The following is a 22,312-nucleotide window of genomic DNA, read 5'->3' as shown; positions in this document are numbered from 1 at the left end:
GGCCCCCAGGTCAGTCCGAAGGCGGCAGTAGAGTTCCGAGCGGACCGAGATCCAGGTTCAGGTCCCGCATGGAAAGGTCGTAGCGAGTGCAGAGCTCGATCATGCGGTCATGAAGGATCATCAGTGCGGCTCCCAGACGCTCCTCCTGTTCCTCTGTGAGGTCCCCGGCGTCGACCCTCTGCAGGGCCTGGCGTTCCATGAGCTGTCGCAGCAGTTCCACGAGGGTGAGGACGAGCTTGATCAGATCCCGTTCCACCGTGTCGGGGTCGGTGTTGATCCGATGGGCCGGTGGCTGGGGCCCGTTGCTGCCCTGGGGCGGGGCCGGCAAGAGCCGGAAGGCGCGGGCGGCGGCTTCGGCGACTTCGTCCAGACGGTTGGCGGGCGGGTGTTCCTCATCTGTCATGGTCGTCTCCTGCCGACACTGAAGTTGCCTGCCACGGGGAGGGATTCCGTTCGCTGATGGAGACGATCAACGCACGGAGGGAGATACGGACGAGGTCGACATCGGCGATCGACAGCACGATGTCGCCGGTCAGCACGACGCCTCCGGTGAGCAGCCGGTCCAGTAGGTCGATCAGCGCCACCTGCCGTTCCGGGAGCGGGCCCTCCGTCTCGGTCGGCGTCCTGTCCGGCGGTATCACGACACTGACCTCCCTGGCGGTTCGGGGGCGGCGGGGGCGGCGAAGGAGTAGGGGGCCCACGGCCCGGTGACCTCGACGCGCACTCCAGGAAGTCCGTTCGCCGCCTGTGCGACGTCGGCGCGGAAGTCCTCGGCGTGCCTCAGCGGGACGAGGTATGCGTCGTTGACGAGGTTCTCCCCCTGCTCGGAGGCCAGCCCGCCCTGCTGTGCCCGGTGCCGGACGCGGTCGACCGCGTAGGCGCTGGCGGCGGACTCGACGCGCCCGGCTGCCTCATCGGCGTGCCGGTAGGCGTCTTCGCGAGCGTGTCGCTGCGCTCTGCGGTGACTGAGATAGGCACGCCCCGGGCTCAGACCCGCACCTGGGTCCGGGTCGGCCGGGGCATCGGCCGCGGGCTCCTCGACGTAGATCTTGACCCCCCACTCGACCTGCGCGGCCAGGTCTTCGAGCCGGGCGGTGAACGCGCCGCAGCGGGTCCGGAGCATGGCTCGCACCCGCTCGTCGTCGCGGTACATGGTCACCAGACGCAGTGGCAGGACGGTGGTGCGGGCGGCGAGGGCATCAACCACCCGGTGGTGGGCGCGGGCAGTGGACTCGAGCCAGTCGAGGTCCTCCAGGCGCACTCGCAGCACGGCCTCGTCGAAGTCCTGCTCGGGAACCTGGCTCACTGCGGCCACCAGGTCGTCACAGGCCTCCGCCCGCACCAGATCGACTGTGGCCCCCGCCACCCCGACGAGTTCGGACACGGCCTTCCCCAGCGATCCGTCGTCACGCGCGACGGCATACGTATAGGTGAGGGAGCCGGTCATGACTTGTCCCGCTTCTTACCGCGGGGGGCGCTCCGACGGGCAGGTGAGGTCCTGGGGGGAGCCGCGACGTCGCTCTCCTCGTCCCCGGCCGTCAGCGCTTCGTCGCCTTCCCGTAGCGCCTCGACCTCGGCCCGCAGCCGCTTGTTCTCGTCGGCGAGTGAGCGGTAACCGTCGTTGGCGCGGGAGGACAGCGAGGGGTCATGTTCCCACCAGTCGATGCCCATCTCCTTCGCCTTGTCCACGGACGCGACCAGCAGGCGCAGTTTGATGGTCAGAAGTTCGATGTCCAGGAGATTGATCTGGATGTCGCCCGCGATGACGATGCCCTTGTCCAGGACCCGCTCCAATATGTCCGCGAGATTGGCCGAGGAGCCCTGTCCGTACGGGGTGCCCCGGGACGGAAGGTCTCCCATCCTCCTGGCGACGGGTTCGGTCACGGCCACTGCACCTCGATTCCCTGGTCTCCCGCCGTACTGCGGGAGGGCTTGACCCCGTGCCCGCCGCACCGGCGGGAACGCGGTCACATGTCGACGCCCTGGGCGTGGGCCCTTATCTCGTCCAGCCGGTCCAGCAGTTCGTCTTCCCGCCGGTCGAAGGTGTCCTCGTCGATCTCTCCGGCCAGCAGCCGCCGTTCGAGCTCGGCGAGCTCCCGCTGGACGGGACCGGGGTCGTAGTACTCGTTCTCCGCCGCCTCGACGACGTGCTCGACGACCCAAGCCGCTCCGCGCACGGGGGCCAACGGAAGGGTGGCGAGCTGGGTCAGCAGTCCCATGGGGTCTCCTAGACGAAGCTGTACGGGGCAAGCGGTCCGTACAGCCGAAGGTCGAAGTCCGGTCCCAATCGCTTGGCCAGACCGCGTTCAGCCGCGAGGAAGGCCTCCTGCTCCTCCCGGTCCACCAGGAAGGAGATGTTCAGGAAGTCGTCCCCCGAAGGCTGCGACGCGTGCTGTTCCTGCGCGAACTCCGTGAGGGGCTCCGCGACCGCGTCGGCCATCCGCTCCTGCCGCACCCGCACTTCGCGAGAGACGAGTTCTCCGAGCGCAAGCGGTGCTTCCGGGCCGCCCCGGCCGTTCCTGATCTCCTCGTTGAGCCTTCTCGCCTCCTCGGAATCCTGGAGGATCTGACGCAGGAGGGCGTTCTCCTCGTGAGCGGCCTTCACGTTGTACTCGACGCATCCGTCGAGCGCCCGCAGGCGTTCGAGGAACTCCTCGGTACGCTCGTCCAGCACCGCTCTGACGGCGTCGTCGTCCGTGGTGGTGAAGCCGAACTGCAACGGGAGAATCGTGCCGTCGGCCATCAGGCTTTCCTGCACCGCCTGGTGGGCCCCGAGATCCCGGCGTTTGGGCCGTAGTCCCTCCGGGGCGTCACTGACGACAGCGGACAGTTCTTCCGAGTGCACCGCGCGGAGCGTGGTGGGCGGGTCCCCGACTCCGGTCATACCGTCCAGTTTCTGGGGATGCGCCCTGGCGACGATGCTGTAGACGTATACGGCCATGGCTCACTCCTTCCGGCGCCGCGTGGCAGGCCGGCGCTTCGGCCGTTCCCGCCTCTCCTCGGCTTCCTCGTCGCCGTCCCGGCCTCCGGTGACCGCATCGGTCAGTGCCTCGGCCGCCCCGCTGAGCGCCCCCTTGGCCTTGCCCTGGGACCCGCTCTCGGTCACCTCCCCGACCAGGTCGGTGAGCTGTGAGGGTGCCTTGCGGCCCTCCTCCAGGTCGAGGCGGTTGCACGCCTCGGCGAAACGCAGGTAGGTGTCCACACTCGCCACGACGACACGGGCGTCGATCTTGAGGATCTCGATGCCCACCAAGGACACACGCACGAAGACGTCGATCACCAAGCCGCGGTCAAGAATCAGATCGAGGACGTCGTAAAGGTTTCCGGACCCTCCTCCGCCGGTCGAGACTGCTCCTCCGCCTTGCGGCACCACAGTCATGGTGCCTCCCTTCAGTGACCGATCCCGGTCCCGGTATGGCCGGGCTCAGCCGCGTCGGTCGGTCTGTCCCCGGGTGTACCGGCGGGTGCGTTCGTACGACACGATGTCGCCCACCTTGTCCAGCGTCACCCGGTAGCTCGCCATGACGCTCGTGGTGCTGGGGACGCGCTCCAGCTCGACGACCTCCAGATCCGCCTGCCAGCCGTCCTCGGTGGGCCTGACCGCCGACACGCCCTCGGGCGCACGGCCCAGGAGTTCTCTCAGCTGCTCGGCCGCGTGCCGCATGGCTTGAGCGGCCGAACCACTGCGTGCCGAGCGCTTCGTTTCCGCGCTGCCGCTACCACTGCCGCTGGCCCGCCCGCCGCTCGTCTTTTTCGCGGTGGTCTTGCCACCCGGACGCCGGGGCCGGTCGGTCGCGTCCTCTTCGCCTGCGGCCATGTTCCCTCCTCCGTTGTCGGAGGTGACTCACTGTCCGCACCACTCATGTGGCCCAATCACATGATAAAACGCCCGAGCGGTACTGTCCCGGGCTGCTCCGAGCGCGGCACCGAGCCGGCCGGCTCTCCAGGTGCCCCCGGGGAGGGGCCTGTGGATCAGGAGTCGGGGCGTCCGGCTTCGGGGAGCGGCGTACCGTCGGGTCCGGGCATGGCGGATGCCCGCAGGCGGGCGTACTCCTCCGCCATCGTCCTCACGGTCCAGCGGGCGTTGAGGCCACTGGGGTTGGGCAGTGCCCAGACGCGCGCTCCACCGATGAGCCGCTCCTGCGGGCCGATACGCGCTGTGCGCTCCCCGAAGGCGGTGCGGTAGGCGGTGACGCCGACGACGGCCAGCCACCGCGGAGTCAACTCTCTCACTGTGGCCGAGAGCAGCTTCCCGCCCTCGAGGAACTCCTCGACGCTCAGCTCGTCCGCCCGGGCGGTGGCCCGGGCTACCACGTTGGTGATGCCCAGCCCGTAGTGCGGCAGTTCCCCCTGTTCCGACGGCTTCAGCAGCCTGGGAGTGAAGCCCGACTGATGCAGCACCGGCCAGAACCGATTGCCCGGGTGAGCGAAGTGGTGACCCGTGGCGGCCGACATGAGGCTCGGGTTGATTCCGCAGAACAGCACGTGCAGACCGCCCGCGACCACGTCGGGTACGACGTGGTCGCGGGCGGCGAGAAGCTCCTCAGGAGTCATCCGGCGGTAGGCGCGGACGGCCGTCAGAGGATGGAACCGGGAGCGTAGCCCGCGGCCTGCGGGTGCTGCTCGATGATCTCCTCGATCCGGGAGACCAGGGCGGTGACCTGGTCCCCTGCCGCACCCGTGAAGGAGAGCTTGTCGGCCATCAGGGCGTCGAGCTGCCCGCGGTCCAGCGGAATGCGGTCGTCGGCGGCCAGCTTGTCCAGCAGTTCGTTGCGCTCGGCCCCCTGCTCGCGCATGGCCAGGGCCGAAGCCACCGCGTTCTCCTTGATGGCCTCGTGGGCGACCTCGCGGCCGACTCCCGCCCGTACCGCACCCATCAGCACCTTGGTCGTGGCCAGGAACGGCAGGTAGCGGTCCAGTTCCCGCGTCACGACGGCGGGGAACGCTCCGAACTCGTCCAGCACGGTGAGGAAGGTCTCCAGGAGACCGTCGAACGCGAAGAAGGCGTCCGGCAGGGCCACCCGGCGCACCACGGAACAGGACACATCGCCCTCGTTCCACTGATCGCCCGCGAGCTCACCGGTCATCGAGGCGTAACCGCGGAGGATCACCATGAGCCCGTTGACGCGCTCACAGGAGCGGGTGTTCATCTTGTGCGGCATGGCGGACGAACCGACCTGACCCGGCTTGAAGCCCTCGGTCACCAGCTCGTGTCCGGCCATCAGCCGAATGGTCTTGGCCACCGAGGAGGGGGCCGCGGCCAGCTGCACCAACGCGGTCACCACGTCGTAGTCGAGTGACCGCGGGTAGACCTGGCCGACGGAGGTGAAGGCGTGCGCGAAGCCGAGGTGTCCCGCGATCCGCTGTTCCAGGTCCGCGAGCTTGTCGGCGTCGCCACCCAGCAGGTCCAGCATGTCCTGGGCAGTGCCCACGGGCCCCTTGATGCCGCGCAGCGGGTACCTGCCCAGCAGGTCTTCCAGCCGTCCGTACGCCACGAGAAGTTCGTCGGCGGCGGTCGCGAAGCGCTTGCCCAGCGTCGTCGCCTGAGCGGCGACGTTGTGGGAGCGCCCCGCGATGACCAGCTCCCGGTGTTCGGCCGCCAGCTTGCCGAGACGGGCCAGGACGGCGACCGTGCGGTCGCGCATCAGCTCCAGCGAGAGCCGGATCTGCAGCTGCTCGACGTTCTCGGTGAGGTCCCGGGACGTCATGCCCTTGTGGACCTGCTCATGGCCGGCGAGGGCGTTGAACTCCTCGATCCGCGCCTTCACGTCGTGGCGGGTGATCTTCTCGCGCTCGGCGATCGAGGCCAGGTCGACCTGGTCGATCACTCGCTCGTAGTCGGCCGGCGCCGCGTCAGGGACCTCGATCCCGAGGTCCTTCTGAGCGCGCAGCACCGCCAGCCAGAGCTGACGTTCCAGCTTCACCTTCTGCTCGGGGGACCAGAGGACGGCCAGCTCCGTGGAGGCATAGCGGCCGGCCAGGACATTGGGGATGCGAGGCTTCGCAGACACAGCAGTCACGTGTCCGGATTCTACTGGCGGTTTCTGCAGGCCGGAGCCGCGGGCCGGTCTGTGCTTTCCTACGAAGGGGTGCCGACCGCAGGGGCCGCCGCCGTGTCCCGCGCAACCGTACCCCCGCACTGGAACGGGCCGGAGAAGCCGGTCAGCCGTCCAGCCGCCGCCAGCCCGTGACCGGGCCGGGGGCCGCGCCGTCCCCGGGGGTGACCCAGAAGCCCTGTCCGAGCCCCGCGTCGAAATGGGCGCCGGCCCGCCCGTCCCCGGACGACCGTCCGGTGAGCCGGCGGCCGATCCACGGCATCAGATGCTGCCGGGCGAACCGCACGTCGTCGACCCGCCGGCGGGTCCAGCGGGCCGGCGGTGACACCGGCATCGGGGTCTTCCAGTCGCTCTCCGCCGGGAGACCGAGGGTCTGCCAGACCGCTTCGGCGACCCTGCGGTGCCCCTCGGCCGTGAGGTGCAACCGGTCGACGTCCCACATCCGGGGATCACCGAGCGACGGAGCACCGTACAGGTCGGTGACGAGCGCGCCGTGGCGCGCTGCCAGGTCGTCGACCAGGGCGAACAGCTCTTCCATGCGCGGGCGGAAGCGTTCCATCACCGGACCGTTGCGCCCGGGACTGCGCATGAGCACCAGCACCTTGCACGCCGGTGCGAGGCGCTCCACCGCCTCCTCCAGCCGGCCACGGACCATACCCATGTCGCACTTCGGCCGCAGGGTGTCGTTGAGCCCTCCGACGAGGGTGATCACATCCGGCCGCAGTGCCGCAGCGACCGGTACCTGCTCCTCGACGATCTGGCCGATGAGCTTGCCGCGTACGGCGAGGTTGGCGTACCTGAACCCCGGAGCGCGGGCCGCGAGCCGGGCGGCGAGGACGTCGGCCCATCCGCGGTACGAGCCGTCGGGCAGCAGGTCCGACATGCCCTCGGTGAAGGAGTCGCCGACGGCGACGAGACTGGTGTAATGGGCATTCAGTTCCATGGCGATGCGATCGTACCGCGGGACCGTGCCGTCACCCGGGCGTCGTGAGCGGGGGCCCACAGCCGGAGGCGCGGTCGGAAGCGCGCGGCCGGCTCCCGGGGAACGGCCTGTGCGGAGGCCGGCGGGGGACCGGTGATACGGACGCGAGGGCAAAAGGAGAGACGCCGGCCCGGCCGTGGAACCGGCCGTAGCCCGTAGCCGTAGCGCCGCGCAGCAGGAAGGGGGCGCGGCCGCAGCCGCGCCCCCTTCCTGCTTGTCACCGGACGCCGGCGTCAGCGCGCCTGGGCCCTGCCCACCAGCTCACGCAGTACGTCCTCCATCGTCACCATGCCGGCCAGCCGGCCGTCCTCGTCCAGCACCGCCGCCAGATGCGTACGGCTCCGGCGGAGCGCGGTGAGGACGTCGTCGAGCGGGGTCGTCGCCCGTACCCGGGCGATCGGCCGCAGCGCCGACACGGGGAACGGGACATCGCGCGGCGCGGCGTCCAGAGCGTCCTTCACGTGCAGATACCCGATGATCCGCTGTTCGCTGTCCATGACGGGGAAGCGCGAGAATCCCGACTCGGAGGAGAGCCGTTCCAGTTCCTCCGGTGTCGTCCCGACCCTCGTGTACAGCACCCGGTCGACGGGCAGCGACACGTCCTGAACCGGGCGGCGGCCCAGTTCGAGCGCGTGACGCAGCCGCTCCGCCGAGCGGTCGTCGACCAGTCCGGCGTCCCCCGCGTCCTGGACGAGCCGCGCCAGCTCGTCGTCCGAGAAGGTCGCGGACACCTCGTCCTTGGTCTCGACCCTCAGGAGTTTGAGCAGGGCGTTGGCGAAGGCGTTGATCGTGAAGATCACCGGCCGCAGCGCCCGCGCCAGGGTCACCAGGGGCGGCCCGAGGAGCAGGGCGGTACGGGCCGGCTCGGCCAGTGCGACGTTCTTCGGCACCATCTCGCCCAGCAGCATGTGCAGGTACGTCGCCACGGACAGCGCGATGACGAACGAGATCGGGTGCACCAGCCCGTCCGGGACGCCCACCACGTCGAAGACGGGTTCCAGCAGATGGGCGATGGCGGGTTCGGCGACGATACCCAGGACCAGGGTGCAGAGCGTGATACCCAGCTGCGCGGCGGCGAGGAGGGCCGAGACGTGCTCGAGCCCCCAGATCACGCTCCGCGCCCGCCGGTTCCCGGCCTCGGCCTCCGGTTCGATCTGGCTGCGCCGTACGGAGATCAGGGCGAACTCGGCGCCGACGAAGAAGGCGTTGACGACCAGTGTCAGCAGGCCGATGAAGAGCTGGACGGCAGTCATCGTTCGTCCTCCGTCGGCTCGTCGGTACCGGGCAGCGGCGCATGCAGCAGGGCCCGGGCGGCGCGGTGGCCGGAAGCGTCCACCACGTCGATCCGCCAGCCGGTCAGCTCGACGGTGTCGCCGACCACCGGGATGCGGCCGACTCGCGTGGCCAGGAGGCCCGCCAGTGTCTCGTAGGGCCCGTCCGGCACCCGCAGTCCGATGGTCCGGAGCTGGTCGGTGCGGGCCGCGCCGTCTGCGGACCAGAGGGTGCGCCCGTCCGCGTCCTCGCCGGCGGGTGCCAGGTCGGGCGTCTCGTGCGGATCGTGCTCGTCGCGCACCTCGCCGACGACCTCCTCCACGATGTCCTCCAAGGTCACGACGCCTGCCGTGCCGCCGTACTCGTCGATGACGACGGCCATGGCCGTCTTGCCGGACAACCGGTCCAGCAACCGGTCCACGGTGAGGGTCTCCGGTACGAGCAGGGGCTCGCGCAGCATGTCGGCGATCCGCTTGCGGGGCCGCTGCTCGGCAGGAACGGCCAGGACGTCCTTGATGTGGGCCACCCCGACGACCGAGTCCAGATTGCCCCGGTACACGGGGAAGCGTGAGAGACCCGTGGCGCGTGTGGCGTTCGCCACGTCCTCGGCGGTGGCCTGGACGTCGAGGGCGGTGACCTGGACCCGCGGCGTCATGACGTTCTCCGCCGTCAGCTCGGAGAGGTTGAGGGTGCGCACGAACAGCTCGGCCGTGTCGGCCTCCAGCGCTCCCTCCTTCGCGGAGTGGCGTGCCAGGGCCACCAGCTCCTGCGGACTGCGCGCGGAGGCGAGCTCCTCGGCCGGTTCGAGGCCGAAGCGGCGCACGATCCGGTTGGCGGTGTTGTTGAGGTGGCTGATGAACGGCCGGAAGACCGCCGTGAAGACGCGCTGCGGGGTGGCGACCGTCTTGGCCACGGCCAGCGGCGACGAAATGGCCCAGTTCTTCGGGACCAGCTCGCCGACCACCATCAGGACCACGGTGGACAGCGCGGTGCCGATCACGAGTGCCAGCGACGAGGACGCCCCGGGCGACAGTCCGGTCGCTTCCACCGGTCCCCGGATCAGCTTGGCGATGGACGGTTCGGAGAGCATGCCGACCACCAGGTTGGTGACGGTGATGCCGAGCTGCGCGCCGGAGAGCTGGAAGGTGAGGCTGCGTACGGCCTTGAGCGCGCCCGCCGCACCCCGCTCTCCCCTCTCGACGGCCCGTTCGAGATCGCCGCGCTCCACCGTGGTCAGAGAGAATTCCGCCGCTACGAAGGCACCGCAGGCGAGGGAGAGCAGCACCGCCACCAGGAGCAGGAGCACTTCGGTCATCGGTTCACCTCCGTCCCATGATCGGACAGGGTGCGGAGGTTTGCTCGACGTCGGCTGTATCGACTACTGGGAGGCTCGCCCATGGGCGGACGCTCACACCTTTCAACGGAATGGACGGTTGGCGACCCATAGTAAAGGATCGGCAAAATGGGTGACGTGCCGGACGGTTCCCCCGCGGCACCCCGCACCCATGCTCTCAGCAACGGGAGGGCCGCACCGAGCCGCCGGTACGCGAGCGGTGAATCGCCCGCTGTGGAGCGCGCCGGGAGGGCGAGGCCGACGTGCGGGCCGTCGCCGACGCGCCGCGCCGTGCCGGGGGCGCCGGGGAGGGACCGGCCGTGCTCTCCGCCCCCTCCAGCGGGGGAGCAGGGAGCGGGAAGGGCACGCCCCGCCGCCTGTCGGCGTGAAGCCACCGCGCCGCCGTGCGTGAGGCCCGGGCGGCGCCGCACACGACGCCACGGAGTCGACGTCCACCACGCCACCGGGTACCCGGCTCACGAAAGGCTCAGTCCGTGAACGGCCGGTGCGCCACGCCGAGCACGCACGGCGTGGTCGGCAGTCGCACGCCCTTCTCCGGAATCCGCAGCCGGCGGTAGGCCACCGGCTCGAAACCGGCCGCCCCGATCGCCCCGACCGAGTCCCGAGCCGTGTGGCAGCCCCCGAAGAGCAGCGGCCACACAGTACGGTCGGCCACCCGCTGAGCCGCGGCCAGCGCCCGTCCGGGAGCGAGTGTGTGCTCGAAGAAGCGCAGCTCGCCGCCCGGTCTCAGCACGCGCCTGATCTCCGCGAGTGCCCGTGGCAGGTCTCGCACGGTGCACAGGACCAGCGAGGCGACGGCCGCGTCGAACGCTTCGCTCTTGACCGGTAGGGCCTCGGCCGTCCCCGGCACCACGTCGACGGGCACCTCGGCACGCAGCCCCGCGACGACCGCCAGCCGCCGCAGACGGCGCTCGGGCTCGATCGCGACGACCTCGGAGACGGATCCCGGATAGTGCGCGAAGTTGAGGCCGTTGCCCGCGCCGATCTCGATGACCCAGCCGGAAAGCCCGGACAGGAGTTCCTCGCGATAGGCGGCGATCCCGCCCCTGAGGTCGGCGGTCACGCTCATCCGGGCGTAGAACCGCGAGAAGACCGGGTGGTGCACCGCGTCCTGCGGGACTCCCGTGCTGCGCGGACGCATGACGAACCTCCTTGGGAGGGCAAGGTACGGCTCCCTTGATTCTCCCCCGCGCGGAGCCGCTCAGCCGCTCGCCGGACGTGCCGGTTCCCGCCGGTTCCCACCGAGCTCCGGTGCCAGCCACCGCGCCGCCCGAGTGCGGAAGTCGGCGGGGGCCAGTGCACCGGCCCCGGCCGGAACCACGCCCAGCAGCGGGGCGCCCGCCGCCACCGGCAGGTCGTCGATGTTGCACCGGGCGGCCAGGTCCGGTTCGGCGGGCATGCTGCCCACCACCACGCCGGTGCATACGAGGCCGCGCGTGCGAAGGGCCTCCGTCGTCAGCGCCGTGGCGTTGAGCGTCCCCAGACCGGCGGGCGCGACGACGAGAACGGGGGAGGCCATCAGCCGGGCGGCGTCGGCGAGCGTGGAGCCCTCGCCGTCGAAGCGTACGAGCAGCCCGCCCGCGCCTTCGACCAGGACCAGCTCGTGGTCCGCAGCGAGCTTCTGCGCCGCTTCGGCGACCTCGTACGGGCGGACGGGGGCGAGCCCGGCCCGGCGGGCGGCCGTCCCGGGGGCCAACGGGTCGGGGAACCGGGCCAGTTCGACGGCCGTCACGTGACCGCCGGCCAGCCTGGCCACCTCGGCCGCGTCACCCGGCTCCCCGGGTGCCAGGCCGGTCTGGGCGGGCTTGAGCACCGCCACCCGCCGGTCCCGGAAGGCCGCGGCCACCGCCGCCGTCACGATCGTCTTGCCGATCTCGGTGCCCGTGCCGGACACCACCAGAATCGTCATCTCACCCTTCCCTCGCCGCCGCGCACACGGCCCGGCAGATCCGTGCCACGTCGTCGTCACCCGTCACGTACGGCGGCATCGTGTACACGAGGTCGCGGAACGGCCGCAGCCACACCCCTTCGCGTACCGCGGCTCGCGTCGCGGCCTCCACGTCCACCTCGTGCCCGAGCTGTACGACGCCGATGGCGCCCAGCACCCGCACGTCCCGCACACCGGGCACGGCGGTGGCTTCGGCGAGCCCCTTCCGGAGCCCGGTGCCGATCCGCTTCACCTCCTGCTCCCAGTCCTGGCCGAGCAGCAGGTCCACGGACGCGCAGGCCACCGCCGTGGCCAGCGGATTGCCCATGAACGTGGGCCCGTGCGCCAGCACCGGCACCTCCCCGCTGGAAATGCCCTCCGCCACACGGGACGTGCACAGGGTTGCCGCCAGTGTCAGGTAGCCGCCGGTCAGCGCCTTGCCCACACACATGACATCGGGGGACACCCCTGCGTGACCGGCCGCGAACAGCTGCCCCGTACGGCCGAATCCCGTCGCGATCTCGTCGAACACCAGCAGGACGTCGTTCGCGTCGCACGCCTCCCTCAGCACCCGCAGATAGGCGGGCGAATGGAACCGCATTCCGCCGGCACCCTGCACCACCGGTTCCACGATCACCGCGGCCAGTTCGTCGGCGTGGTCCGCGACGAGTTCTCTCAGGTGGCGCGCGTACGCCTCGTCGGGCTCCGCGTCGAAGCCGTCCGGCGGGGCGTCCGCGAAGACCTGGCGGGGGAGCGCACCCGCCCACAACTCGTGCATCCCGCCCTCGGGATCACACACCGACATGGGCTGCCAGGTGTCCCCGTGGTATCCGCCCCGCCAGGTCAGCAGCCGGTGCTTGCCCGGACGCCCGGCCGAGCGCCAGTACTGCAGGCACATCTTCACCGCGACCTCGACCGAGACCGATCCCGAGTCGGCGAGGAAGACGTGCCGGAGCGGCTCGGGAGTGATCTCCACCAGCCGGGCCGCCAGCCGGACGGCGGGCTCGTGCGTGAGCCCGCCGAACATCACATGGCTCATCCGGTCCAGCTGGCTCCGCGCCGCCTCGTTGAGCACCGGGTGGTTGTAGCCGTGCACCGCCGACCACCAGGACGACATGCCGTCCACCAACTCGTGCTGTCCGTGGGCGGGTTCGGCGAGGCGCAGCCGTACCCCCGAGGCGGACTCCACGACCAGCGGCTCCTGCCGGCCGGGCATCGGGCCGTAGGGGTGCCAGACGTGGGCCCGGTCCAGCGCACGCAGTTCCGCCGGCGCGAGGGAATCAGGCATTGGGCGCGAGGTCCGTCCCCGCACCGCGCCGGCGTACCGATACGAGGTCCGTGCGAGCCGCCGACGGGGCCCCGGCCGCCTCCGGTGCCCGGGCGCCGTCCTTTGTGGCGGAGACCGGCGCGTCCCCGCACGGGGCGCAACCGCCCTCGCGGGAACCGCAGGCCCCGCCTGCCTGCGCGCGGTGCCCGGGCAGCGTCGTCGTGTCCGCTCCCTCGACCTCGAACCCCGCGTCGGTGATCATGTCGAGGTCGGTCTGCCCCGACTGGCCCTCGCTGGTCAGGTAGTCGCCCAGGAAGATCGAGTTCACCAGGTTCAGGGCGAGCGGCTGCATCGAGCGCAGGTGCACCTCGCGCCCGCCCGCGAGCCGCACCTCGACGTCCGGGCAGACGAACCGCACCATGGCCAGGATGCGCAGGCACCGCTGCGGTGTGAGGTGCCACTCCTCGGCGAGCGGGGTCCCCTCCATCGGAATCAGGAAGTTCACCGGAACCGAGTCGGGGTCGAGTGCACGCAGCGAGAGGACGACGTCCACCAGGTCGGCGTCGCTCTCACCCATCCCCGCGATCAGGCCGGAGCACGCGGACAGTCCGGCGGCCTGGGCCTGATGCACCGTGTCCACCCGGTCGGCGTACGTGTGGGTGGTCGTGATCTCCCCGTACGTCCCCTCCGAGGTGTTGAGGTTGTGGTTGTACGCGTCGGCGCCCGCGGACTTCAGGCGGTCGGCCTGGCCCTGGGAGAGCAGGCCGAGGCAGGCGCACACCTCGACGTCCTCGTGCTGCTCCTTGATGGCCTCGATGGTCCGGGACACCCTGTCGACGTCCCGGTCGGTCGGCCCGCGCCCGCTCGCCACCAGGCACACCCGCTTGGCTCCGCCGGCCACACCCGCGGTGGCGGCCTTCGTCGCCTCCTCCGGCTTCAGCCAGGTGTACTTGAGGATGTCGGCCTTGGAGCCCAGCCGCTGCGAGCAGTACGAACAGTCCTCCGGGCAGAGCCCGGACTTGAGGTTTACCAGGTAGTTCAGCTTCACGCGCCGGCCGAACCACTGGCGGCGCACCTTTCCGGCCGCGGCCACCACATCGAGCAGGTCGTCGTCAGAGGTCGCCAGCACGGCGAGCGCTTCGTCACGGGTCGGCAGTTCGCGCCGCAGTCCCTTGTCCACCAGCGTGTTCAGGAGGTCCATGGCCCTGATCCTGACGCACGGCACCGGCATCGGCCAAGGAGGAACCGGACAGGAGAGGTGGCGGAGGGTGTGTGTATTGCCACACCCTGACCCGCTGCGCACCCCGCTAGGGTCTGTGAGCTGCCTACAAAAGGGACCGCCCCATGTCCTACGCCCCGTTCGCCTGGATCGACGACGAGGCGCGCCGCCGCGCGGACGCCGGACTCCTCCGGACCCTGCGTCCCCGGCCCGCCGTACCCGCTCTGCTGGATCTTGCGAGCAACGACTACCTCGGACTGTCCCGCCATCCCTCGGTCACCGAGGGAGCCGCGGAGGCGGCCCGGACGTGGGGTGGGGGCGCCACCGGCTCGCGGCTCGTCACGGGGTCCACCGCCCTGCACGCCGAACTCGAACGCGCGCTGGCGGAGTTCTGCGGTTTCGAGGCCGCCCTGGTGCTGTCCTCCGGGTACGCGGCCAATCTCGCCGCCCTCACGGCGCTCGGGCGGCACGGCTCGCTGATCGTGTCGGACGCGCGGAACCACGCCTCGATCGTCGATGGCTGCCGGCTCTCCCGCGCCGACACCGAAGTCGTGCCCCACGCGGATCCGGAGGCGGTGGGCAAGGCACTCCGGGCGCATCGCGGGCGGGCACTGGCCGTGACCGACTCGGTGTTCTCGGTGGACGGCGACGCCGCCCCGCTGGGCAGGCTCGCCGAGGTGTGCCGGGAAGAGGGTGCGGCCCTGCTCGTGGACGACGCGCACGGCCTGGGCGTGCTGGGCGAAGGCGGCCGGGGAGCGCTCGCAGCCGCCGGTCTCGCCGGGGGTGAGGGCATCGTCGTCACGCTCACCCTCTCCAAGTCCCTCGGCAGTCAGGGCGGAGCCGTCCTGGGACCGGCCCGGGTCATCGACCACCTGGTCAACACCGCCCGTACGTTCATCTTCGACACCGGCCTCGCCCCCGCGGCCGTCGGCGCGGCGCTGGGCGGCCTGGCGCTCCTTCGCCGCGAGCCTGAGCGCGCGGGCAGGGCGCGCGCCGTCGCCGCCGAACTGCACGGACGGCTGACCGCGGCCGGGCTGACCGCCGTCCGCCCCGACGCCGCCGTCGTGTCCGTCCGCGCACCGTCCGCCCACGCGGCGGTGCGCTGGGCGGCCGACTGCCGGGCGGCCGGCCTCGCGGTGGGGTGTTTCCGCCCTCCGTCGGTCCCGGACGGAGTCTCCCGCCTGCGGCTGACGGCGCGGGCGGACCTGACACCCGAGCAGATCGAGAGCGCCGTGGCGACGGTGGTGGGCACGGCGCCCTCTCCGGTCACCGGTGAAGGCGGAGAAGAGGAGATGCCGAACGGCTGAGGCCCGATGAGGGGCTGGAGGCGGCTGCCGACCGCGTAGGGCGGTAATGACGCACCCGGGTACGGGAGTTGAGCGACCTGGGTCACGTGGCGCAGCCGGCCCTCATGCCCCTGGAGCCGTCGGCCCCGCGCTCCACGGCCTCCGCCCACGGTGCGTGGAGCAGCGGCCCCCTCGGGCGGAGCGCTCCGAAGCGTAGAGGGCCGTTGTCGTGCCTGTGAGCGGCCGGGAGGGCGCGGATCGGCGTCAGCCCGATCCGGGACGGCGGCAAGACGGTCTCGATCACCCCTCCCTGGGCCGTACCCGCGCAGGCCCTGCCCTGCCCTGACCTTTACCTGACCGGAAACCAGACCGCGGCGTCCGGGCGGGCGGGGCGGACCCGGCAGGGCCTCAGTGAGCGGCGGCCCGTCCGAAACCGCTGCGCAGCAGAGCCCTCAGCGTGGCCGCCGCGGCGGTGTTCCGCTCTCCCCGGTGCGCCACGGAGATCGTCCGGCGGAACTCCGCGTGTTCCAGTCGCCGTACGGCCAGAGGTGCCGAAGACATCGCCGCGACCATCTCCGGCACCACCGCCACGCCGAGCCCCGCGCTGACCAGCGTCGGTGCGGCGCTCACCGCGCTGGGGCTCGTACTGGTCGCCGCGCCCCTGCTGCACTGACCCGGCCACGGCGCGGCCGGGTGCGCGACGGTCCGCGACGGCCGTTGGAGTGTGCACGCGTACACGGGTGCGGTGTACGCGTGCACCCCGGAGGCGCGTATCAGCACACGGGCGAACAGAGGACGTGCGTACAGGTGTACGGACGTCAGCGGACCCTTCCGTACCAGACGCTCTTCGACCAGATCTTCTCCAGTCTGACCACCGCCCCGGTCTTCGGGGAGTGCCAGATCCTGCCTCCGCCGGCGTAGATGCCCACGTGGTACACGCTGCGGCCCGCATGGAAGAAGACCAGGTCGCCGCGTTGCCGCTGCGACCTGGTGATGTGGCGCGTGGTGTTGTACTGCTGCTGGGCCGTGCGGGGGAGTTTCTTGCCCGCCTTCTTGAAGGCGTAGAGCGTGAGGCCCGAGCAGTCGAACCGGTGGGGGCCCGTGGCGCCCCACCGGTAGGGCGCCCCCTTCTTCGAGGCGGCGACCTTCAGCGCCTTCGTCGAGTTGGTCGCGGCTTCGGCGTCGTCGACGATGCCGGGCGCCAGCATCGTGGTGCCGACCGCGAGTGTGAGAACCGAGGCCGTACCGACCCGGGCGAACAGAGACGGGACATGAACCTGCGCAGTCATGCGCAACCCTTCGTCAGCCGCCTGTGAAGGATGACCTGTCGGGTTCGGGCTGGCGAAGTTGCCCGGCCGCGCTCGGCGGCTTCACCCCGAGGGCTGTCCGGAACGGGTGTCCGGGCGGCCCGTTGTGCTCGGGTCCTCCACTCCTGCCGATCCACTCCTGTCGACCAGGCGTCCGGACGGCGGCAGGACTCGGCGTCCGCCCGGACCGCCCCGCCGCGGTGGCGGGGGCTTGTCGTCCCACGGATCTTTACTCACGCGGTGTCTGTTTTCCGAACTGAAAAGGCGTTATGTGAGAGTCGTCACGGCTGGCCCGTTCGGGTGGGCGGGGCTGACGCCGCTCCCCGGAGGTCCTGCCGCACCAGCCGCGTACCAGCGGCGGAACAGGGTGTTCCGCTCAGCGTCCCCACGCGATGCGCAAGTTGAACTGTCCCTCCTGAGGGGGGCTGTCTGAGCCGAACGAGGGAGGAAGATTCCTCGGCCCGCCGGGCGTGTCGCGGCGCGTGCGCCGAGAAGCGGAGAGGATGCGGCAGTCGGGCGACCGGGAGCTCAACTCGTAGCGGTCGGCGGCATGGTGACCCACCTGGCGCGCCGGTCCCCGACCAGCCTGCGCAGGGGCGGACCGGTGTCTCCGCGTGGATCTGCGTCTCGCTCCTCTCGTGCGTGATCGCCGGCGCGTCCCGCAGGGGAACGGCGCGGGGCCGGCGCCCGCGGCGACCGGGGCGCTCCGCAGGTATCGCCGCAGCGCGCCGGATCGGTCCGGCCGATCCGGCCGACCACACCCAGAGACGCAGCCATCGCATTCACCTTCGGCGCGGGCCGGTACGGGAGCGTCCCCGGTGGGGCGTCGCCCGGGGGGTCCTCGCCGAGCCGGATTCGCCGGGCGCGGGAGGTGGGGCGCGGCGGGCCGGGCCTGCCGCGCCCGGGCCGCGCTCGGCGCCCCTGATGTACATGGGTCGGCAAAAGATCAGTTAACGCGCCGGAAAAACTTCCGCCCTAACGTGCAATACCTGGCCGCGAGGCCCTCTTCCACCTTCAACAAAGTGTTGAAGGTGGATAGGGTCCCGCTGCGCCCGGAGCCGGTACCGGGCGGAAGACGAAGAGGTGGAAGCGTGCAACTGACTCCGCACGAACAGGAACGCCTGCTCATCCACGTGGCGGCCGATGTCGCCGGAAAGCGCAGGGCGCGCGGGCTGCGGCTGAACCATCCCGAGGCGGTCGCCCTGATCACCTCACACCTCCTGGAGGGTGCGCGTGACGGCCGGACCGTCGCCGAACTGATGGCCTCGGGAAGGAAGGTGCTCACCCGGGAGGACGTCATGGACGGCATCCCGGAGATGATCCACGACGTCCAGGTGGAGGCCACCTTCCCGGACGGCACCAAGCTCGTCACCGTCCATGAACCGATCGTCTGACGGGAGCACACCGATGATTCCCGGAGAGATCCTCTACGCGGACGGCACCGTGCCGCTCAACGAGGGGCGCCCCGTCACCCGCCTCACCGTCCTCAACGTCGCGGACCGCCCCGTCCAGGTCGGCTCGCACTACCACTTCGCCGAGACCAACCCGGGTCTGGAGTTCGACCGTCCCGCTGCCCGCGGGCTGCGTCTCCATATCGCGGCGGGGACCGCCGTGCGCTTCGAGCCCGGCATCCCGGTCGACGTCGAGCTCGTCCCGCTCGCAGGTCTGCGCGTCGTTCCCGGGCTGCGCGGCGACACCGGAGGTCCTCTCGATGCCTGAACTCAGCCGTGCCGTATACGCCGACCTGTTCGGCCCCACCACCGGCGACCGCATCCGGCTCGCCGACACCGATCTCGTCGTCGAGATCGAGGAGGACCGCTCCGGGGGGCCCGGACTGGCCGGTGACGAAGCCGTGTTCGGCGGCGGGAAGGTGATCCGGGAGTCGATGGGCCAGGCGCGCACCACCCGCGCCGAGGGCGCGCCCGACACCGTGGTCACCGGCGCCGTCATCATCGACCACTGGGGTGTCGTCAAGGCCGACATCGGCATCCGAGGCGGTCGGATCACCGGCATCGGCAAGGCCGGCAACCCGGACACGATGGACGGCGTCCACCCCGACCTCGTCATCGGCCCCGAGACGGAGATCATCGCGGGCAACGGCATGTTCGTCACGGCGGGGGCCATCGACGCGCACGTCCACTTCATCTCGCCGACCCTGATCGACCAGGCGCTCTCCGCCGGCATCACGACACTCGTCGGGGGTGGAACCGGGCCCGCGGAGGGCAGCAAGGCGACCACCGTCACCCCAGGACCCTGGCACCTCGCCCGGATGTTCGAGGCACTGGAGGAGTACCCCGTCAACATCGGCCTGCTCGGCAAGGGCAACACCATGTCCCGCGAGGCCATGCACTCCCAACTACGGGCCGGAGCACTGGGATTCAAGATCCACGAGGACTGGGGCGCGACCCCCGCCGTCATCGACGCCTGTCTGCGCGTGTGCGAGGAGACCGGAGCCCAGCTCGCCATCCACACGGACACGCTCAACGAGGCCGGCTTCGTCGCCGACACGCTGGCCGCCATCGCCGGGCGCACCATCCACTCGTACCACACCGAAGGTGCGGGAGGCGGGCACGCCCCCGACATCATCACCGTGGTGTCGGAGCCGTACGTCCTGCCCAGCTCCACCAACCCCACGCGTCCGCACACCGTCAACACCATCGAGGAACACCTCGACATGCTGATGGTCTGCCACCACCTCAACCCGGCGGTACCGGAGGACCTCGCCTTCGCCGAGTCCCGGATCCGGCCCTCGACCATCGCGGCCGAGGACATCCTCCACGACCTCGGCGCCATCTCGATCATCTCCTCGGACTCCCAGGCGATGGGACGCATCGGTGAAGTGGTCCTGCGGACCTGGCAGACGGCCCACGTGATGAAACGGCGACGCGGCTCCCTGCCCGGTGACGGTCCCGCCGACAACCACCGCGCACGTCGCTATGTCGCCAAATACACGATCAACCCGGCCGTCGCCCAGGGACTCGACCGGGAGATCGGCTCGGTCGAGACAGGCAAGCTCGCCGACCTCGTCCTGTGGGACCCGGCGTTCTTCGGCGTCAAGCCCCGGACTGTGATCAAGGGCGGCCAGATCGCCTACGCGCAGATGGGAGACGCCAACGCCTCCATTCCCACCCCCCAGCCGGTCCTGCCGCGCCCGATGTTCGGCGCCGTCGGCCGGGCGCCCGCCGCCAACTCCGTCAACTTCGTCGCCGAAGCGGCGCTGGCGGACGGGCTGCCGGAACGGCTGGGCCTCGGCAAGCGGTTCGTCCCGATCACCAGTACGCGCGGAATCACCAAGGCGGACATGCGGGAGAACGACGCTCTGCCCCAGGTCCACGTGGAACCCGACAGTTTCGCCGTCACCATCGACGGGGAACGGGTCGAGCCCGCACCGGCCGCCGAACTCCCGATGGCCCAGCGTTACTTCCTCTTCTGAGCGGCGGACGGCACCTCATGACGACACGCGCCGCACTCCTCGTCCTTGCCGACGGCCGCTTCCCGGCCGGAGGCCACGCCCACTCCGGAGGGGCCGAGCCTGCCGTCAAGGCGGGCCACATCCGTGACGCCCGGAGCCTGGCGGACTTCTGCCTGGGCCGGCTGCACACCACCGGCCTCACCGCCGCGGCGCTCGCCGCCGCGGCGGCCCACGGGCTCGACCCGCTCGCCCTCGACGAGGCAGCCGACGCCCGGACCCCCTCGCCCGCGCTGCGGTCCGTGGGACGCAAGCTCGGCCGCCAGCTCATGCGGGCGGCGCGGGCGACCTGGCCCGGCCCCGAGCTGGACGCACTCGCCGCGGCCCGCCCGCGCGGCGCGCACCAGCCCGTCGTCCTCGGCCTCACCGCACGCACGGCGGGCCTCGGTCCGGAGGACGCCGCACACTGCGTCGCGTACGAGACCGTCAGCGGACCCGCCACCGCGGTGGTCCGGCTGCTCTCCCTGGACCCCTTCGAGGCCACCGCAGTCCTCGCCCGCCTCGCGCCCGCGCTCGATCGGGTCGCCGAACAGGCCGCCGCGGCCGCGAGGGAAGGCATCGACGCCCTGCCCGCCGCCTCCGCACCGCTCCTCGACATCACCGCGGAGGCGCACGCGGCCTGGCCCCTCCGGCTGTTCGCGTCCTGACGCCACCGATTCCCGATTCCCGATCCTCACAGGAGCCGCACCCATGCACCTCGACCACGCCCATGACGGACCCGCGGCTCTCAGCGCCGACGCCGTGCGCCCCGACGGAACCCGTCGCGCCCTGCGCATCGGCCTCGGGGGGCCCGTGGGTTCCGGGAAGACCGCGACCGTCGCCGCCCTTTGCCGTGTCCTGCGCGACCGGCTGTCCATCGCCGTGGTCACCAACGACATCTACACCCAGGAGGACGCCGCCTTCCTGCTCCGCAACGCGGTGCTGCCCCCCGAGCGCATCCAGGCCGTGGAGACCGGCGCCTGCCCTCACACCGCCATCCGGGACGACATCTCCGCGAACCTCGAAGCCGTCGAGGACCTCGAGGACTCCGTGGGGCCGCTCGATCTGATCCTCGTCGAATCCGGGGGCGACAACCTGACGGCCACCTTCTCCAAAGGGCTCGTCGACGCCCAGATCTTCGTGATCGACGTGGCGGGCGGCGACGACATCCCGCGCAAGGGCGGACCCGGCGTCACCACCGCCGACCTCCTCGTCATCAACAAGACCGACCTCGCCCCCTACGTCGGCTCCGACCTGGAGCGGATGGCCCTCGACGCCGCCGCCCAGCGCGGCGACCTCCCGGTCCTGTTCACCTCCCTCACCGGCGAGGACGGCGTCGCGCCCGTGGCCGGCTGGGTGCGGGCGCAACTGGCCGCCTGGGCCGCATGAGCGTCAGCGCCACCGCACGGATCACGGCGGTCACCGACGGCCGCGGCTCCACCCTGCTGCCCGTACTGGAGAGCGACGGGCCACTCGCCGTGCGCCGCACCAGATCCCCGGAGGCCGGCTACGCACGCGTCACGGTGGTCGGCGCCATGAGCGCACCCCTCGGCGGCGACCGGCTCGCCATCGAGACGCGGGCCGAAGCCGGGGCGCGGCTGTCGGTGGACTCCGCCGCGGCGACCGTGGCACTGCCGGGCGCGGGGCCGGACGCGGGCCCCGCGTCGTACGCCATCAGGCTGAGCGTGGGGGAGGGGGCGGTGCTGCGCTGGCTTCCCGAACAGCTCGTCTCCGCCCGCGGCAGCGAACTGGACATGGTTACGCAGGTCGAACTCGCCGCCGGTGCACGCCTGGTGCTGCGGGAAGAGCAGATTCTCGGCCGGCACGGTGAACGGACGGGCAGTCTCTCCACCCGGCTGACTGTCCGTCTCGCCGGCCGGCCGCTGCTGGACCAGCAGGTGGCGTACGGACCGGCCGCGCCCGGTGGCTGGGACGGTGCGGCAGTGCTCGGCGGTCACCGGGCCGTCGGCCAACTGCTCGTTGTCGACCCCTTGTTCGAGGGTGCTCCGGCGGCGCCGAGACTCCTCGGTCCCGCCGCCGTGCTCACCCCGCTGGCAGGGCCGGCCGTGCTCGTGACGGCACTTGCCGCAGACGCCCGGCTCCTGCGAGGCATCCTGGACGAGGCACTGAACGGGCTGTCGCACGGAGCCTGACCGGACCCTCGGCCGCACGGAGCCGGTCCGCCCCGGCGGCA

General features: G+C 71.4%; 26 protein-coding genes and 1 riboswitch. Of the genes, 7 read left to right on the top strand and 19 right to left on the bottom strand.

All coding sequences use genetic code 11. The features are described from left to right. Nucleotides 1-10 precede the first annotated feature (10 nt). The 17 genes from ACH4VO_RS08755 to bioB all read right to left on the bottom strand — a co-directional run bounded on the left by ACH4VO_RS08755 (nt 11) and on the right by bioB (nt 14,059). Nucleotides 11-403, bottom strand: a complete 393-nt coding sequence (locus ACH4VO_RS08755) for a gas vesicle protein K (protein WP_360996802.1) — start codon at nt 401-403, stop codon at nt 11-13. After that, entirely contained in the window at nt 393-641 is a 249-nt protein-coding gene (locus tag ACH4VO_RS08750; protein ID WP_360996803.1) for a gas vesicle protein, read from the bottom strand. Before ACH4VO_RS08750 ends, ACH4VO_RS08755 begins: the two co-directional genes overlap by 11 nt. Further along, the gene (locus ACH4VO_RS08745) at nt 638-1,447 is read right to left on the bottom strand and encodes a GvpL/GvpF family gas vesicle protein (protein ID WP_360996805.1); all 810 of its coding nucleotides are present in this window, start codon (nt 1,445-1,447) and stop codon (nt 638-640) included. Before ACH4VO_RS08745 ends, ACH4VO_RS08750 begins: the two co-directional genes overlap by 4 nt. After that, nucleotides 1,444-1,860, bottom strand: coding sequence for a gas vesicle protein (locus ACH4VO_RS08740; RefSeq protein ID WP_360996855.1), 417 nt, complete (start codon nt 1,858-1,860; stop codon nt 1,444-1,446). Before ACH4VO_RS08740 ends, ACH4VO_RS08745 begins: the two co-directional genes overlap by 4 nt. Before the next feature lie 107 nt (nt 1,861-1,967). Beyond that, nucleotides 1,968-2,219, bottom strand: coding sequence for a gas vesicle protein GvpG (locus tag ACH4VO_RS08735; RefSeq protein WP_360996807.1), 252 nt, complete (start codon nt 2,217-2,219; stop codon nt 1,968-1,970). A gap of 8 nt (nt 2,220-2,227) precedes the next feature. Then, the gene (locus ACH4VO_RS08730; RefSeq protein WP_360996808.1) at nt 2,228-2,941 is read right to left on the bottom strand and encodes a GvpL/GvpF family gas vesicle protein; all 714 of its coding nucleotides are present in this window, start codon (nt 2,939-2,941) and stop codon (nt 2,228-2,230) included. A 3-nt stretch (nt 2,942-2,944) separates the two neighbouring features. Then, nucleotides 2,945-3,379, bottom strand: coding sequence for a gas vesicle structural protein GvpA (locus ACH4VO_RS08725; protein WP_360996810.1), 435 nt, complete (start codon nt 3,377-3,379; stop codon nt 2,945-2,947). A 45-nt stretch (nt 3,380-3,424) separates the two neighbouring features. Continuing rightward, nucleotides 3,425-3,817 (bottom strand): gas vesicle protein, encoded by a 393-nt coding sequence (locus ACH4VO_RS08720; RefSeq protein ID WP_360996812.1) that lies wholly within the window; start codon nt 3,815-3,817, stop codon nt 3,425-3,427. Nucleotides 3,818-3,972: 155 nt separating this feature from the next. Then, on the bottom strand, nt 3,973-4,554 hold the full coding sequence (mug, locus tag ACH4VO_RS08715; protein WP_360996813.1) for a G/U mismatch-specific DNA glycosylase: 582 nt from the start codon (nt 4,552-4,554) through the stop codon (nt 3,973-3,975). Nucleotides 4,555-4,577: 23 nt separating this feature from the next. Beyond that, nucleotides 4,578-6,020, bottom strand: coding sequence for an adenylosuccinate lyase (gene purB, locus ACH4VO_RS08710; RefSeq protein ID WP_360996814.1), 1,443 nt, complete (start codon nt 6,018-6,020; stop codon nt 4,578-4,580). A 142-nt stretch (nt 6,021-6,162) separates the two neighbouring features. Further along, complete coding sequence (locus ACH4VO_RS08705; RefSeq protein ID WP_360996815.1) at nt 6,163-6,999, bottom strand: SGNH/GDSL hydrolase family protein; 837 nt, start codon at nt 6,997-6,999, stop codon at nt 6,163-6,165. A 272-nt stretch (nt 7,000-7,271) separates the two neighbouring features. Beyond that, the gene (locus ACH4VO_RS08700) at nt 7,272-8,291 is read right to left on the bottom strand and encodes a hemolysin family protein (RefSeq protein WP_360996816.1); all 1,020 of its coding nucleotides are present in this window, start codon (nt 8,289-8,291) and stop codon (nt 7,272-7,274) included. Then, nucleotides 8,288-9,625 carry a hemolysin family protein gene (locus ACH4VO_RS08695; RefSeq protein ID WP_360996818.1) on the bottom strand — a complete coding sequence of 446 codons (1,338 nt, stop codon included), beginning with the start codon at nt 9,623-9,625 and terminating at the stop codon, nt 8,288-8,290. Before ACH4VO_RS08695 ends, ACH4VO_RS08700 begins: the two co-directional genes overlap by 4 nt. A 505-nt stretch (nt 9,626-10,130) precedes the next feature. Next, nucleotides 10,131-10,805 (bottom strand): class I SAM-dependent methyltransferase, encoded by a 675-nt coding sequence (locus tag ACH4VO_RS08690; protein WP_360996820.1) that lies wholly within the window; start codon nt 10,803-10,805, stop codon nt 10,131-10,133. A 60-nt stretch (nt 10,806-10,865) separates the two neighbouring features. Further along, on the bottom strand, nt 10,866-11,573 hold the full coding sequence (bioD, locus tag ACH4VO_RS08685) for a dethiobiotin synthase (protein ID WP_360996822.1): 708 nt from the start codon (nt 11,571-11,573) through the stop codon (nt 10,866-10,868). A gap of 1 nt (nt 11,574) precedes the next feature. After that, complete coding sequence (locus tag ACH4VO_RS08680; RefSeq protein ID WP_360996824.1) at nt 11,575-12,879, bottom strand: adenosylmethionine--8-amino-7-oxononanoate transaminase; 1,305 nt, start codon at nt 12,877-12,879, stop codon at nt 11,575-11,577. Next, the gene (gene bioB, locus ACH4VO_RS08675; protein ID WP_360996826.1) at nt 12,872-14,059 is read right to left on the bottom strand and encodes a biotin synthase BioB; all 1,188 of its coding nucleotides are present in this window, start codon (nt 14,057-14,059) and stop codon (nt 12,872-12,874) included. Before bioB ends, ACH4VO_RS08680 begins: the two co-directional genes overlap by 8 nt. A 143-nt stretch (nt 14,060-14,202) precedes the next feature. On the opposite strand from bioB, the gene ACH4VO_RS08670 reads away from it, so the two are divergent. Continuing rightward, complete coding sequence (locus tag ACH4VO_RS08670) at nt 14,203-15,384, top strand: 8-amino-7-oxononanoate synthase (protein ID WP_360996827.1); 1,182 nt, start codon at nt 14,203-14,205, stop codon at nt 15,382-15,384. 387 nt (nt 15,385-15,771) lie between these two features. On the opposite strand, the gene ACH4VO_RS08665 is transcribed toward ACH4VO_RS08670, so the two are convergent. Both ACH4VO_RS08665 and ACH4VO_RS08660 read right to left on the bottom strand, forming a co-directional pair. Then, complete coding sequence (locus ACH4VO_RS08665; protein ID WP_398440900.1) at nt 15,772-15,993, bottom strand: LysR substrate-binding domain-containing protein; 222 nt, start codon at nt 15,991-15,993, stop codon at nt 15,772-15,774. 188 nt (nt 15,994-16,181) lie between these two features. Then, nucleotides 16,182-16,652 carry a C40 family peptidase gene (locus ACH4VO_RS08660; RefSeq protein WP_360996831.1) on the bottom strand — a complete coding sequence of 157 codons (471 nt, stop codon included), beginning with the start codon at nt 16,650-16,652 and terminating at the stop codon, nt 16,182-16,184. Between the two features lie 3 nt (nt 16,653-16,655). Beyond that, a riboswitch (cyclic di-AMP (ydaO/yuaA leader) is annotated at nt 16,656-16,857 on the bottom strand. A 904-nt stretch (nt 16,858-17,761) separates the two neighbouring features. Between ACH4VO_RS08660 and ACH4VO_RS08655 the strand changes: the two genes are divergently transcribed. Genes ACH4VO_RS08655 through ACH4VO_RS08630 form a run of 6 tightly spaced genes read left to right on the top strand, consistent with a single transcriptional unit; the run spans nt 17,762 to nt 22,271 of the window. Continuing rightward, the gene (locus ACH4VO_RS08655; protein ID WP_360996833.1) at nt 17,762-18,064 is read left to right on the top strand and encodes an urease subunit gamma; all 303 of its coding nucleotides are present in this window, start codon (nt 17,762-17,764) and stop codon (nt 18,062-18,064) included. Nucleotides 18,065-18,077: 13 nt separating this feature from the next. Then, a complete protein-coding gene (locus tag ACH4VO_RS08650) occupies nt 18,078-18,389 on the top strand; it encodes an urease subunit beta (RefSeq protein WP_360996834.1) in 312 nt (103 codons plus the stop codon). Then, a complete protein-coding gene (locus tag ACH4VO_RS08645) occupies nt 18,382-20,103 on the top strand; it encodes an urease subunit alpha (protein ID WP_360996836.1) in 1,722 nt (573 codons plus the stop codon). Before ACH4VO_RS08650 ends, ACH4VO_RS08645 begins: the two co-directional genes overlap by 8 nt. Nucleotides 20,104-20,120: 17 nt before the next feature. Then, nucleotides 20,121-20,786, top strand: a complete 666-nt coding sequence (locus tag ACH4VO_RS08640; RefSeq protein WP_360996838.1) for an urease accessory UreF family protein — start codon at nt 20,121-20,123, stop codon at nt 20,784-20,786. A gap of 43 nt (nt 20,787-20,829) precedes the next feature. Next, nucleotides 20,830-21,507, top strand: a complete 678-nt coding sequence (gene ureG / locus ACH4VO_RS08635; RefSeq protein WP_360996840.1) for an urease accessory protein UreG — start codon at nt 20,830-20,832, stop codon at nt 21,505-21,507. Then, nucleotides 21,504-22,271 carry an urease accessory protein UreD gene (locus ACH4VO_RS08630; protein ID WP_360996842.1) on the top strand — a complete coding sequence of 256 codons (768 nt, stop codon included), beginning with the start codon at nt 21,504-21,506 and terminating at the stop codon, nt 22,269-22,271. The genes ureG and ACH4VO_RS08630 overlap by 4 nt, the downstream gene beginning before the upstream one ends. Nucleotides 22,272-22,312 lie beyond the last annotated feature (41 nt).

Origin of the sequence: Streptomyces sp. NPDC020780 (assembly GCF_044334475.1) — a bacterium.
Lineage (GTDB): Bacteria > Actinomycetota > Actinomycetes > Streptomycetales > Streptomycetaceae > Streptomyces.
Note: the sequence above shows the minus strand (reverse complement) of the source record. Positions and strands in the feature narration are given on the sequence as shown.